A 13,242-nucleotide genomic window follows, 5' to 3' on the forward strand; every position below is an offset into this window, starting at 1 on the left:
TTTACCTGTTCATTTAACCTATTGATTTAATAGGAATTTCTTGGGTGGGCAAAAAATGCCCGATCTGAGTTCAGGCCGCGTAAACCGGGCCTTTGCTACGCTCATCCAGAATCTGTTCACAAGGTTATCCACAGCTTTGGTGGATAACCTCGATGAGCCCACTGATGACGCGGGTTACCGAGGAGACTTCATGAAAGCGCCCTGGAAATTCTCCCGTTACTTGCCTCTGGCACAGCGCATGCTCGTGCAGGGACGACTGCCCGCGTTGCTGCTCGCCGTGGCGCGCAAGGGAGCACGCAAGGGCGGCCAGCTTCGTGGGCTCAAGGACAATCTGCGTCTGTTGCAGGCGCTGTGTGTGGCCTGGTGGCGAGGTGAGTATCGCGCGATCAGCACCCAGGCATTGCTTGCCGCGGTGGCGGGCCTGCTCTATTTCCTTTCGCCAATGGACGCTATACCCGACTGGCTGCTGGCGGTCGGCCTGCTCGATGACCTGGCCGTGCTGGCCTGGATAGTGCGCACCTGGGAGGGTGAGCTGGATGCCTTTCGCCATTGGCGCGCCATGCAATCCCCGGAGCGGCTGCGGGTTATCGAGCGCTTGCCGCCCGCCGATCGAGTGGAGTCGGACGATCAGTTGCTGCGCTGAGCCTTCAAGTTGCCGGGTGCCTGGTCCAGCAGGCTGGCGATGAGGCCCTGGTTGCGCAATTGCAGGAGAATTCCATCCAGGCGCTCGGCGCTCACCGGCAAGTGCTGGCCGTAGGCGCAGTGCATGCTGTAGCGCTGCACGATCCAGGGGCTGAACCGCAGCGGCAATTCCGGATTCCGCGCCAGTTCGTAGTCGAGTGCGCGGCGCATGTCGATCAGCGCATCGAGGCGACGTTTGCTGACCAAACGCATGCGGGTATTGAGATCGTGGGCATCGACCCGCAGTACATCGCCACGGGCGAAGGCCTCCATCAGCGGCAGCGAATAGATGAAACCGAGGCTGGTGCCGAGCGACTTGCCGTGCAGCGCGGCCAGGTCCGATATCGGCGTTGTATCGAGTGACTGGAGCAGCACGTCCTCTTCGTCGAACAGCGCCGGTGACCAATGGTAGCGACGGGGATCCGCGACCCATTCGGGATTCGCATTGCAGATCAGATGAATCTGGCCTTGCTGGAGAAAGGCTTCCAGGCGCTTGTTCGGCGTTTCGATGAATTGCGTGGTGACGCCGAGGCGTTCGCCAACCTGCTCCCCAAGGCGGCGGGTGAAGCCGCCGAGCAACTGGTGGTCGCGCACGTCGACGTAAGGCATGCCATCACTCGGGCCGAAGCCCCAGCGCAAGTCGGCGGCATTGACCAGCGTGGCGGCGAAGCCGAATGCGATTGCCAACAGTCTATGCAAACAAGACTCCCCCGGGCCGACCATGCGGTAACGCCTGGCTAGTATAGACCGCCCCCGGCAAGCGCCTGATAAGATGGCGGTCAGCAAGGAAGTGCCGTTGTGGTCGGCACTAGGCTCCACGGAGATTTGCAATGAACGTGCAAGTGATCATGCGCGATGGCGAAGCGGAATATGCAGTCTTGCCTTGGGCCGAATACCAGGCTCTATTGCAGGCCGCCGGTCGTGATACCTCAGCTCCGGCAACCACTCCCGAGGCGTTGCCGGCGCTTGCCCAACTAGGCTCGCTGCGTGAGGCGCAGGGGCTGACCCTCGAACAATTGGCGCGTGCCGTAGGCATCAGCCCGGTATACCTGGGTTTGATCGAGAATGGCGAGCGCCAGCCGGATGCGGCAATCCTGCGGGCCCTGGCCCATGCCTTGGGGGTCGCCGGGTGGGAGTCCGAGTCTTGAGTGCGCGTATCAGCCGCCAGCATTGGCAAGCCTTGCTCGACGAGTTGGACGATGCCCGCCGCCAGCGCCATCTGCTGACCTATCGGGCGCTGATCGAGCGCCTGCAGTTGCCGCCGCCAGCGATGCAGACCCTGACCGCTGCCCTCGAGTACCTGGCGGCGCTGGATGTGCGCGGCGAGCGCCCCTTGCGCAGCTCGTTGGTGATCAGCCAGGGCGCCAGCCGTCTCCCGCGTACCGGTTTCTTCGACTGCGTGATTCGTCTGGGTCGCTTCGACGGTCCTCCCGACGGCATTGCGGCAGCGTCGTGGCATGCCGCCGAGGTCGCGCGGGTGTTCGAATACGATTATCCCGAGGAGCCCTGACGGTGCGCCGCTGGCGTGCCCGTCTGGGCTATCTGATGGCTCGACGGCTGCTGGCCTGGCGCTGGCTGGTGAGCCAGCCGCGTGCCTGGGATTGGATGCAGGGGCAGTTTGCCCGCATGGCCGCCATCGGCGATGTTCCGGCGCAGAGCTTCTACGGCCATCTGCTGCTGTTCCGCGGCCAGGGTATTGGGGCGCGCGCCGAGGGATTACGCTTGTTGCGCCTGGCCGCCGAGGCAGGCGACGCCAAGGCCGCCTACCAATTGGGCGCGGTCAGTCTGGCCGGCGATGTCAGCCTGCCGCCGGACGGCGAGCAGGCCGCGCACTGGTGGCGCCTGGCGACGCGGAACGGTCACCCGCTGGCGGCCCGGCGATTGGCCGACCTCTACCTTCAAGGCGCTGCAGGCGTGCCGGTTGACGAACAGCAGGCGCGTCATTACCAGGCGGTCGCCGAACAACTGGGCTTATAGCGCGCCGGGCTAGGGCAGCGCTTCCATCACATGCAGGCTGTAGCCAGGCACATGCTTGGCGTGGCGCTTGGCCTCCGATGCCAGGCCCGCCAGTCTGCCGGCATCCAGCTGGCCGCCGTCCTCGGCCTTCAGCGTCACCACGCCGATGGACAGCGACAACAGGGGAAACTCTTCGCGCTGACCCTGGCGGTTGTGCGAGACGAAACAACCGGCTTGCAGGTGTTCTTCCCGATAGAAGCGTCGACATTGCCCCTGGAAATCCTCCAGCAGCAAATGCAGGCGCTTGCGCCAATCGGCGGAGCCGAGCACCAGCATGAAATCGTCCCCGCCGATATGGCCGACGAAGTCCCGTGCGGGGTCTACCCGCTCGTTCAGGCACTGCGCCAGGCACAGTAGCACCTCGTCGCCCTTGGCATAGCCGTACAGGTCGTTGAAGGGCTTGAAGCTGTCGATGTCCACATAGCACACCGCCGCGTCGCGGCCTTGCTGCAGGAGGCGGGTCAGGCACTGCTGGATCGGCACGTTGCCAGGCAGCAGCGTCAGCGGGTTGGCATAGCGGGCCTGCTGGATCTTTTGCTCGGTAATCAGCTTGAGCACGTCGATGACCCGGCCCAGCCCCTGGTAGCGCCCGCCCTGGGTGACGATGAAGTCTTCTTCGATGCGCTGCCGGGCGCGGCTGGTGAGCAGGCGGCTGACCTGTTGCAGCGACTGGCCGATCTCCACGGCGAGGAAGTCCGTGCTCATCAGACGGCTGATTGGCTTGCGGGCGAACAGATCGGTGGCGAAGGGGCGGAGCAACGCCTCCGACAGCGAGTGGCGATGCACGATGCCGACCGGCTGGCCAAGGGTATCCAGTACCGCCAGGGAGTTCAGGTTGGCCTGGGCGCTGAATGCCTCCAGGACGTCGGCGATGGCCGTGTCGTCGGTGACCGACGGCTGGGCAATCAACAGGGCGGTGAGGTCGCTGCCTTCTTCGGACATCGCCGAGCCGCTGGCGCCGAGGCGCGGCAGCACAGCGCGCGCATCCCGAGGCGGTTGTTCTTGCGGGCGGCCGAGCAGGTAGCCTTGGACCAGATCGATGCCCATCTCGGCGAGCACTGCCAGTTCTTCGGGTAGCTCTATGCCCTCGGCGATCACCTGGGCTCGCGAGGCCTTGGCCATCTGCAGAATGGAGCCAACGAACTCGCGCTTGACCGAGTCCTGATGAATGCCATCGATGAAATGCCGGTCGATCTTCACATAGTCCGGGCGCAACTCCGACCACAGACGCAGGCTCGAGTAGCCGGCGCCGAGGTCGTCGAGGGCGATGGAGAAGCCCATAGCGCGGTAGTGGTGCAGGGCGGTATCGAGCAGGGTGAAGTCTTCGGTGGGCGACTGCTCGGTGAGTTCGATCACCACCTGGCTCGGCGGTATGCCGAAGCGTTGCAGCAACTGCAGGGTGCGACCTGGCTGGTGGGCGGGATCGAGCAGGGATTCCGGCGAGACATTGAGGAATAGTTTGCCGTCCAGCTGCAGTTCATGGAAACGGGTGCAGGCGCGTTTGCGACAGGCCATTTCCAGTTCGCTCAGGCGCCCTGCGTGGCGAGCCACGGCGAACAGGGTCAACGGCGAATGCAGGGGGCTGTTGGAGGGGCCGCGGGTCAGCGCCTCGTAGCCGAGGATGCGACGTTCGGATAGCGACACGATGGGTTGGAACAGGCTGTTCAGGTCGCCGTGAGCGAGGATCAGACCCAGTGCGCTCAACTGCTCGGTGACGGTCATGGTGGTCTCGACTGCAGGCCAAAAATGCAAAAGGCCACATCGGTGGCCTTTGCATTTCACGACAAGCGCGTGACGGTTTCATGACGGCGTCATGGAGGCCTCAGTGCTTGGCCACCGCGGAGTTGAGCCCCAGGTAGTCGATCAGGATGCGCCCGCTTTCGGTCAGGAAGGCATCGTCCTCCGGCTTGCCCTTGTCCTCGTCATCGAGGGCTACGGCGTCCTCGTCCGGCGCCTTCAGCTCCTTCAGCTGCTCTTCGCCCTTGGCCTTGCGCCGGTTGTTCTCCAGCGCCAGTTGCTTGGCCTCGATGGCGGCCTGCTGTTCACGGCGCTTGGCTTCGTTGAGGCTCACCGTGGTTTCGCCCATCAGTTGCTGGCTGAGCAGCAGGCGTTCGCGGGTGAAGACGAAGTCCGGATTCTGCAGCGTGCGCGAATCGTGGCGTGCCTTGAGTTCGGCGAGGAACGGCTTGAACGGGTCGAGCTCGGGTTTGATCGCCGGGCGGATGCTGTCCCAGGGCATGGCTTCGGGCAGGGCGCTTTCGCCGATCTCGGCGGTGTCCATCGCTGCCGGGTACTCGATGTCCGGGATCACTCCCTGATGCTGGGTGCTCTGCCCCGACACACGATAGAACTTGGCCAGGGTCAGTTTCAGCTCGCCATGATTCAGCGGCTGGATGGTCTGCACGGTGCCCTTGCCGAAGGTCTGGCCGCCGAGGATCAGCGCGCGGTGATAGTCCTGCATGGCGCCGGCGAAGATTTCCGAGGCCGAGGCGGACAGCCGGTTGACCAGCACGGCCAGCGGACCGCTGTAGTAAACGCCGGTGTTCTCGTCGGCCAGCACGTCGACGCGGCCGTCGCTGTTGCGCACCAGTACGGTCGGCCCTTGGTCGATGAACAGTCCGGTCAGGTCGGTGGCTTCCTGCAGGGAGCCGCCGCCGTTGTTGCGCAGGTCGATGACCACGCCGTCGACCTTTTCCTTTTCCAGCTCGGAGAGCAGGCGCTTCACGTCACGGGTGGTGCTCTTGTAGTTCGGATCGCCGGCGCGGAAGGCCTTGAAGTCCAGATAGAACGCCGGGACCTCGATGACGCCGAGTTTGTAGTCGCGGCCATCGTGGGTCAGCGTGAGCACCGATTTCTTCGCGGCCTGGTCTTCCAGCTTCACCGCTTCGCGGGTGATGGAAACGATCTTGCTGCTCTGGTCGTTCGGCGCGTTGCTGGCGGGAATGACTTCCAGCCGCACGCGCGAGCCTTTCGGGCCGCGGATCAGCTTGACCACTTCGTCCAGTCGCCAGCCGATCACGTCGACCATCTCGTCATCGCCCTGGGCCACGCCGACGATCTTGTCCGCCGGGGCGAGCTGCTTGCTTTTCTCCGCCGGGCCGGCCGGAACCAGGCGCACCACCTTGACGTGCTCGCTGTCGGTTTGCAGGACGGCGCCAATGCCCTCGAGGGACAGGCTCATGTTGATGTCGAAGTTCTCCGCGTTGTCCGGGGACAGGTAGTTGGTGTGCGGATCGTAGGTCTGGGCGAAGGCGTTGATATAGGCCTGGAAGATGTCCTCGCCACGGGTCTGCTTGAGGCGCTTGAGCTGGTTTTTGTAGCGCTTGACCAGCAGCTCCTGGATGGCCTTGGGTTCTTTCTTGGCGAGCTTCAGACGGAGCACTTCATCCTTGACGCGCTTGCGCCAGAGGTCGTCCAGCGCGGCTTTGTCCCTGGCCCAGGGAGCGTTCTCGCGGTCGACCAGCAGGTCCTCGTCGACGGTGAAGTCGAACTGATCCACGCCTTTTTCCAGCAAGGCCAGGGCGTAGTCCAGACGTTCTCCCAGGCGCTGCAGATGGCGCTTGTAGATGGCGAAGCCCGGTTCGAGATTGCCGCTCTTGAGGAAGTCGTCGAACTGGGTACGCCACTTGTCGAATTCCGCGATATCGGCGGCGGTGAAGTAGCTGCGCGAGGGGTCGAGCAGCTTCAGGTAGCCTTCGTAGATTTTCACCGAGCGCTCGTCGTTGAGCGGCGGCTTGTTGTAGTGGTGACGCTTGAGCAATTCCACGACGTTCAGGCTGGCGATCACCTGTTCGCGATCGGGCTGCAGGTCGGCGCCGTTGATCGGGGCAGTGGTCTTCGCGGCCAGCGGCAGGGCGCTGAAAGCGACGAAGAAGGCAAGGGTGGTGCTAGAGAGAAAGCGCTTCATACGGGATTCGACGTGCAGAAGGTGATGACGCATAGTAGGCCGTCAGGAGAAGCGTCGGGCAGACGTGGCAACGCTCTTCGGCGGTTTCGGTTCAAATGCACTATGGAGGCAGCGTGAAGGCATTGCAAGGCATAGACGGACGACTGGAATGGGGCGAGCGCCCAGCGCCGCTTTGCGACATCGGGCAGATTCGCGTGCGGGTGGCGGCCGCCGGACTCAATCGTGCCGATCTGTTGCAGCGGGCCGGTCTCTATCCGCCGCCGGCCGGTGCCAGCGATGTGCTCGGCCTGGAGTGCGCCGGGGTGGTCAGCGAGGTCGGGGCCGGTAGCGCCTGGCGGGTTGGCGACCGCGTCTGCTGCCTGCTCGCCGGCGGCGGCATGGCCGAGGAGGTGGTGATCGATGCCCGCCATGCGCTGCCGGTACCCGACGGGCTGTCGCTGGTCGAGGCTGCGGCCCTGCCGGAGGTGTATGCCACTGCCTGGCTCAATCTCTACCACCTCGCCCGGCTGCGGCCCGGGGAAAAGGTGTTGCTGCACGCGGGCGCCAGCGGCGTGGGCTCGGCGGCGATCCAGCTATGCAAGGCTTTCGGCAACCCGTGCTGGGTCAGCGTCGGTTCGCCGGAGCGGCTTGCCTATTGCGAAGCGCTCGGTGCCCAGGGCGGCGTGATCCGCAAGGTGGATCTGGAAAGCCTGCGGGACTTCGCCCCCTTCGACGTGATTCTCGATCCGGTCGGCGGCTCCTATGCGGCGCTCGATCTCGACTTGGTCGGTTTGGATGGCCGCTGGGTGCTGATCGGCCTGATGGGGGGGCGCGAGGCGACGCTGGACTTGGCCAAGGTGTTGGGCAAGCGGGTGCAGTTGATCGGCTCGACGCTGCGCAATCGGGACGACCTGTTCAAGGCCGAGGTACTCGCCGAGTTGCGCCAACAGGTCTGGCCGCTGTTCGCCGAAGGCCGGCTCAAGCCGCAACTGGAGCAGACATTCGCCGCCAAGGACGTCGAGGCTGCGTTCGCCGCGCTGGAAAGCAACCAGGTGGCCGGCAAACTGGTCCTGGTAGTCGATCCCGATCTGGTCTGAACGGGCCCCGTGTAAGGGCTGCGGCCCCGTGCTAGAGCGTTCGATTGAGTCCGCCAATCGAAACCATGCCCTTAATCAATAAGGTTTTTCAGCGATAGGCCAGTAGGATTCCTCGGGTCAACTTTCAACCCACCCGAGGAATCCCAATGTCCTATATCAACAGCGAAGTCAAACCCTTCAAAGCCACCGCCTACCACAACGGCAGCTTCGTCGAAGTCACCGAGGCCGATCTGAAGGGGAAGTGGTCCGTGGTGTTCTTCTACCCGGCCGACTTCACCTTCGTCTGCCCGACCGAGCTGGGCGACCTGGCCGACAACTACGCCGAGTTCCAGAAGCTGGGCGTGGAGATCTATGGTGTGTCCACCGACACCCACTTCACCCACAAGGCCTGGCATGACACTTCCGAGACCATCGGCAAGATCCAGTACCCGTTGATCGGTGACCCGACCGGCACGATCACCCGCAACTTCGGCGTGATGATCGAAGAAGCCGGCCTGGCCGACCGCGGCACCTTCGTCATCGACCCGCAGGGCAAGATCCAGATCGTCGAGATCAACGCCGGCGGCATCGGCCGCGACGCTTCCGAACTGCTGCGCAAGGTCAAGGCTGCCCAGTATGTCGCTGCCCACCCGGGCGAAGTCTGCCCGGCCAAGTGGAAGGAAGGCGAAGCCACCCTGGCACCGTCGCTGGACCTGGTCGGCAAGATCTAAACCGCTCTACGTCCCAGGGCGCTGACCCGGCGCCCCGAGATGCCCGAACGCCCGGGTGCGATCCATCCGGGCGTTCGTCTCTCCGCACTTCGTACAGGAAACCGCAGTCATGTTGGACGCCACTCTGAAAACCCAGTTGAAGGCCTATCTCGAGAAGGTCACCCAGCCGTTCGAGATCGTCGCGTCCCTCGATGACAGCGACAAATCCCGCGAGCTGCTGGGGCTCTTGCAAGACATCGTCGGCCTGACCGACAAGATCACCCTGACGACCGACGGCCAGGACAGCCGCACGCCGTCGTTCTCTCTCAATCGCCCAGGGGCGGATATCGGCCTGCGTTTCGCCGGTATCCCCATGGGCCATGAATTCACCTCCCTGGTGCTGGCGCTGCTGCAGGTCGGCGGGCATCCGTCCAAGCTGGGCGCGGAGGCGATCGAGCAGATCAAACATATCGAAGGCGACTTCCGCTTCGAGACCTATTTCTCGCTGTCTTGCCAGAACTGCCCGGACGTGGTCCAGGCGCTGAACCTGATGGCGGTGCTCAACCCCAATATCCGCCACGTCGCCATTGACGGCGCGCTGTTCCAGGACGAGGTGAGCGAGCGGCAGATCATGTCGGTGCCGAGCATCTACCTGAACGGCCAGCTGTTCGGCCAGGGGCGCATGGGCGTGGAAGAAATCCTCGCCAAGATCGACACCGGAGCCGCTGCTCGCGAGGCCGAGAAGCTCAGCGCCAAGCCGCCGTTCGACGTGCTGGTGGTGGGCGGTGGGCCGGCCGGCGCTTCCGCGGCCATCTACGCTGCGCGCAAGGGCATCCGCACTGGCGTCGCCGCCGAGCGCTTCGGTGGCCAGGTGTTGGACACCATGGCCATCGAGAACTTCATCTCCGTCCAGGAAACCGAAGGCCCCAAGCTGGCCCGCGCCCTGGAAGAACACGTCAAGCAGTACGACGTGGACATCATGAATTTGCAGCGGGCCAGCGCGTTGATTCCAGCCAAGGCCGCCGGCGAGCTGCATGAAGTGCGCTTCGACAGCGGCGCCTCGCTGAAGGCCAAGACCGTCATCCTCGCCACCGGAGCCCGCTGGCGCGAGATGAACGTGCCGGGCGAGCAGGAATACCGCGGCCGTGGCGTCGCCTACTGCCCGCACTGCGACGGCCCGCTGTTCAAGGGCAAGCGCGTGGCGGTGATCGGCGGCGGCAACTCTGGCGTGGAAGCGGCCATCGACCTGGCCGGCATCGTCGCCCAGGTCACGCTGATCGAGTTCGACGACAAGCTGCGGGCCGATGCGGTGCTGCAGAACAAGCTGAACAGCCTGCCGAACGTGCGGGTGATCAAGAGTGCGCTGACCACCGAGGTGAAGGGTGACGGGCAGAAGGTCACCGGCCTGGTCTACAAGGACCGCGCCAGCGACGAGCTGCACACCGTCGAGCTGGAAGGCATCTTCGTGCAGATCGGTCTGCTACCCAACAGCGACTGGTTGAAGGGCGTGGTGGAACTGACCCCGCGTGGCGAGATCGTCGTCGACGCCAAGGGCCAGACCAACATCCCCGGCGTGTTCGCCGCCGGCGACGTGACCACGGTGCCATACAAGCAGATCGTGATCGCCGTGGGCGAGGGGGCCAAGGCTTCGCTTTCAGCCTTCGATCATCTGATCCGCACCCTCTGAATCAGCATCGCGCTGCAAATGAAACGGCTGTCCCGGGACAGCCGTTTTTTTGTTTGCGCCTATGCCTCCGGCGCCTGGTCGTCGCTCGCCGCGGCCAGTGACAGGGTGTGTTCGCGCACATCCCGCGGCCAGTCGCCGACGCACGCTTGCAGGCGCGCCAGGTCTCCGGCGAACAGGGCGCGAGTGGCTTCCTCGTAGCCTGGCAGGTTGCCGGCAATGGCGTTCATGAAGCGATAGGCCGACTCCTGCGCGAGTCGCGCCCGGTCGCTGCCGCGACCGGCCCGCTGGGCTTGCTCGACCAGCTTGCGCAGTGCCACCGAGGCGCCGCCCGGCTGCTCGGCCAACCACTCCCAGTGCCTGGGCAGCAGGGTCACTTCGCGCGCTACTACCCCCAGTCTGGGGCGGCCCCGAGCGCGCGGCGGCTCGGCTCCCGGGCTGTCGGCGGGCAGGCGCGCGAGTACGTCCTCGACGCCGCCGCGCAAGTCCAGCTCCACCGGGCGACTGCTGACCGCATCGAAGACCAGCACGGCCTCGGCGTGGTCATCGGTAAAGCGCTTGACCTGCTCCGCCACCTGCCGCGGCGTTCCCGCGGCGACGCAGGTGGTATGGGCGAAGGCGATCCAGGCGGGAGAATTCATGGCGCAAGCTCCTTGGGTGAGATTGCGATAATTTACCCGGATAAAAATGGCTGTCAATTGAGTCCGGGTAAAAATAATCGACAGGCTTGCCCAATCAGCGCGTAGCACCGAGCAGACCGGCGACCGTCGGATCGAGCCCGGCCATGAAGGCCTCGACCTGCGCCGTATAGGCCGAATCATCGCCCAGGCTCTGGTTGATTTCCCGATGGGAGAGATCCTGTTCCAGGATTTCTGCTTTTGCGCCGAGCGACCTGGCCTTCTCCACGAAGCTGCGGGCTTGCGGGCAGGCGTCGTCGCGGCGGCTGGAGCAGACCGCCAGTATCGGCCGGGCTGTGGCGGACACGGCGCGATAGGGGGAGACGGAACTCCAGAATGCCGGGTCGCTGCCGAAGGCGCGGTCGTGCAGGGACATATGGTCGCCCTGCATGGTCGCTTCGACGTCCAGGGTCGCGCTATCCAGGGCGACGGTGCCCAGCCAGGGCGTGCTTACAATTCCGGTCGAGAGAGATTCATCGGTGGCGAGCAGGGCGACCAGATGGGCGCCGGCCGAATGGCCCATCAGGATGACTTTGGCCGGGTCGGCGCCCCAGGAGCTGGCTTGGCCTTGCACCGCCGCCAGCGCCCGTGCGATATCGCCAGCCTGTTGCAGAGGGTCCGCTTCCGGCAGCAAGCGGTAGTTGGTGGAAACGAGTACGAAGCCTTTGGCGACCCAGCGCGCCGCCTTGTTGTGGATCACCGAGCGCATGCTTTTATCGCCACGGGCCCAACCGCCGCCATGCACCATCAGGATGATCGGTGCGGCTTTGGCGTTGGCCGGCAGGTGGACGTCATAGCGCTGCCGGGCGTCGCTGCCGTAAGCGACGTCGCGCAGCACGCGCATGGACTCGGGCTGCCGGCGCTCCTGCAGGCGTTCGCGCAGAGGGCCGGCAGCGGCGGTTTGCCAGGCCAGGGTGAGGAGCAGGGGTAGAAACAGGTAGCGAGTCCAACGGGTAGTGTCTTTCATCCTGATCTCCTCACGGGGATGGCCGCATGCGGTGCCTTGCCGGTCAGCGTTTGGCGCTCGCCTCGCGAGCCTGCAGAAGTTCCAGGGTATGTGCCAGGGCCTGGGGGCTGCTCAATGGGCCATGACCGGGCACAACCACCTTCATCAGCGGAAAACGCTGCTGGGTGCGTGCCAGCGATTGCGGCCATTGCTGCACCACAGCGTCACCCAGATTGCCGATGGAAGCGGCATGTTCGTCCTTGATGAAACAGCCGCCATAGAGCAGCTTTTCGTCATCCAGCCAGACCACCAGGTTGTCCGGCGTATGGCCGCCGCCGGGGAAGAAGGTGCGTACGCTGCGCTTGCCCACTGTTATCGCCTGGTCCGGCTCCAGCAGCACATCCGGACGGGGCCGCTCCTGCGCGGCTGCCAGGTCGGCGGTCAGCGGTAGCGCGTAGGTGGTGACGCCAGCGCGCTTCAGGGCGGCGATACCGCCGATACGGTCGAAGTGGGCATGGGTGACGATCGCCTGGCGTACCGGCGCCTTGAGCGTGTCGCGGGCCCAGGCGAGCAGGCGCTCCGTGCGCGCGTCATCGCCGGGGGTATCGATCATCAGGGATTCGCCAGCGGACGCGACGATCAGTCCGTTGGATGAGACCAGGCCCCAGCCGTCGATTTCCGCTGTCCAGGTATTCAGCCACACGCCCTCGCTCAGCGGGCGTACCTGGATGTCGGCAGTCAGCTGGATGACGTCCGGGCTGGGCTGGCTGGGTTCGGTTGCGGCGCCGGTCAGGGGCAGAGGCAGTAGCAGGCAGAGCAAGGCGAGTGGTTTGAGCATGGCGAGGACTACTTGTGTATGAAGGGATGCCCGTCGTGGGCGGCACTCAGACCGGAAAACACGCGCCGGGTTCGGCGCGTATTATTCGGCGGGCCCGATATGGATTTTGCCCGAGCTGACGGAGACCGGCAGCCAGGCCTCGATGGCGTTCTCGGCCGAGTCGGTGCCGGTGTCTTGCAGCCATTCGTTGACCAGGCGAACCCGGAAGCCGTTGGCGTCCTGGCGAATGGTCAGACGCTGGGAGCCGTCGCTGTCCTTGATCTCCCGCCGGGTATCCCGGTAGTCGACGAGCGTGCCGTTTCCGATATCCACCAGCGCCAGGCTGAGGGTGTCGAAGGATGGGCGACCGTCCTTGCGCAGCCACAGCAATACTTGCTGGTCGCCGACATGGTGCGCGGTCAGCGCGGCGGAGTAGCCGTCGCCGTCCCCGGCGCACAGGCCGACGGCATTGGAGGCGGCGCCGCTCGCATGGTAGAGCGCCGGGGGAATCGCCAACGCCCGTTCGGAGCCGTTGCTCAGCAGGCTGACCTGCATGTCGTCCTGGAAGGCATCGCCCGAGGCTGACGTGAACGCTACCTGGAACGGCTGCCCGGCGAGTGAACATTGGGCCGTCCAGTCGGGAGACGCGGCGAGGCTGCCGGACACATGGGCCAGGCAGCAGAGCAGCAGGGGCAATGCAGGTTTCATCGCAGGCGACGCTCGGTGGGGAGGTATGGTGGCGCTACTCT

General features: G+C 64.8%; 14 protein-coding genes. 7 read left to right on the forward strand and 7 right to left on the reverse strand.

Annotated elements, in window-relative coordinates; genetic code table 11:
* Positions 1–190 precede the first annotated feature (190 nt).
* Positions 191–643 carry a YkvA family protein gene (locus ACWKV7_RS14290; RefSeq protein WP_483858350.1) on the forward strand — a complete coding sequence of 151 codons (453 nt, stop codon included), beginning with the start codon at positions 191–193 and terminating at the stop codon, positions 641–643.
* Here ACWKV7_RS14290 and ACWKV7_RS14295 read toward each other — a convergent pair.
* The gene (locus ACWKV7_RS14295; protein ID WP_483858433.1) at positions 628–1,290 is read right to left on the reverse strand and encodes a substrate-binding periplasmic protein; all 663 of its coding nucleotides are present in this window, start codon (positions 1,288–1,290) and stop codon (positions 628–630) included. The two genes, ACWKV7_RS14290 and ACWKV7_RS14295, sit on opposite strands and share 16 nt — an antisense overlap.
* A 221-nt stretch (positions 1,291–1,511) precedes the next feature.
* On the opposite strand from ACWKV7_RS14295, the gene ACWKV7_RS14300 reads away from it, so the two are divergent.
* From ACWKV7_RS14300 to ACWKV7_RS14310, 3 genes are read left to right on the forward strand one after another with little or no spacing between them, the layout of a single operon-like run.
* Positions 1,512–1,829, forward strand: a complete 318-nt coding sequence (locus tag ACWKV7_RS14300) for a helix-turn-helix domain-containing protein (RefSeq protein WP_483858351.1) — start codon at positions 1,512–1,514, stop codon at positions 1,827–1,829.
* On the forward strand, positions 1,826–2,191 hold the full coding sequence (locus tag ACWKV7_RS14305; RefSeq protein ID WP_483858352.1) for a hypothetical protein: 366 nt from the start codon (positions 1,826–1,828) through the stop codon (positions 2,189–2,191). The genes ACWKV7_RS14300 and ACWKV7_RS14305 overlap by 4 nt, the downstream gene beginning before the upstream one ends.
* Positions 2,192–2,226: 35 nt before the next feature.
* Positions 2,227–2,658, forward strand: a complete 432-nt coding sequence (locus ACWKV7_RS14310) for an SEL1-like repeat protein (protein ID WP_483858434.1) — start codon at positions 2,227–2,229, stop codon at positions 2,656–2,658.
* A gap of 9 nt (positions 2,659–2,667) precedes the next feature.
* Here ACWKV7_RS14310 and ACWKV7_RS14315 read toward each other — a convergent pair whose 3' ends face one another.
* Positions 2,668–4,419, reverse strand: a complete 1,752-nt coding sequence (locus ACWKV7_RS14315) for a bifunctional diguanylate cyclase/phosphodiesterase (protein WP_483858353.1) — start codon at positions 4,417–4,419, stop codon at positions 2,668–2,670.
* Positions 4,420–4,519: 100 nt separating this feature from the next.
* Entirely contained in the window at positions 4,520–6,604 is a 2,085-nt protein-coding gene (locus ACWKV7_RS14320) for a carboxy terminal-processing peptidase (RefSeq protein ID WP_483858354.1), read from the reverse strand.
* 113 nt (positions 6,605–6,717) lie between these two features.
* Between ACWKV7_RS14320 and ACWKV7_RS14325 the strand changes: the two genes are divergently transcribed.
* The 3 genes from ACWKV7_RS14325 to ahpF all read left to right on the forward strand — a co-directional run bounded on the left by ACWKV7_RS14325 (position 6,718) and on the right by ahpF (position 10,056).
* On the forward strand, positions 6,718–7,680 hold the full coding sequence (locus ACWKV7_RS14325; RefSeq protein WP_483858355.1) for an NAD(P)H-quinone oxidoreductase: 963 nt from the start codon (positions 6,718–6,720) through the stop codon (positions 7,678–7,680).
* A gap of 146 nt (positions 7,681–7,826) precedes the next feature.
* The gene (gene ahpC, locus ACWKV7_RS14330) at positions 7,827–8,390 is read left to right on the forward strand and encodes an alkyl hydroperoxide reductase subunit C (RefSeq protein ID WP_483858356.1); all 564 of its coding nucleotides are present in this window, start codon (positions 7,827–7,829) and stop codon (positions 8,388–8,390) included.
* 109 nt (positions 8,391–8,499) lie between these two features.
* Positions 8,500–10,056, forward strand: a complete 1,557-nt coding sequence (ahpF, locus tag ACWKV7_RS14335; protein WP_483858357.1) for an alkyl hydroperoxide reductase subunit F — start codon at positions 8,500–8,502, stop codon at positions 10,054–10,056.
* 59 nt (positions 10,057–10,115) lie between these two features.
* Here the strand turns inward: ahpF and ACWKV7_RS14340 are convergent, their stop codons facing one another.
* The 4 genes from ACWKV7_RS14340 to ACWKV7_RS14355 all read right to left on the reverse strand — a co-directional run bounded on the left by ACWKV7_RS14340 (position 10,116) and on the right by ACWKV7_RS14355 (position 13,201).
* A complete protein-coding gene (locus ACWKV7_RS14340; protein WP_483858358.1) occupies positions 10,116–10,694 on the reverse strand; it encodes a DUF2239 family protein in 579 nt (192 codons plus the stop codon).
* A 94-nt stretch (positions 10,695–10,788) separates the two neighbouring features.
* On the reverse strand, positions 10,789–11,697 hold the full coding sequence (locus tag ACWKV7_RS14345) for an alpha/beta hydrolase (protein WP_483858359.1): 909 nt from the start codon (positions 11,695–11,697) through the stop codon (positions 10,789–10,791).
* A gap of 43 nt (positions 11,698–11,740) precedes the next feature.
* Positions 11,741–12,514, reverse strand: a complete 774-nt coding sequence (bla, locus tag ACWKV7_RS14350; protein ID WP_483858360.1) for a subclass B1 metallo-beta-lactamase — start codon at positions 12,512–12,514, stop codon at positions 11,741–11,743.
* A gap of 81 nt (positions 12,515–12,595) precedes the next feature.
* Positions 12,596–13,201: a hypothetical protein gene (locus ACWKV7_RS14355; protein WP_483858361.1), complete on the reverse strand. Its 606-nt coding sequence runs from the start codon at positions 13,199–13,201 to the stop codon at positions 12,596–12,598.
* Between the last annotated feature and the right edge of the window lie 41 nt (positions 13,202–13,242).

This window comes from Zestomonas ipomoeae, from assembly GCF_057128665.1.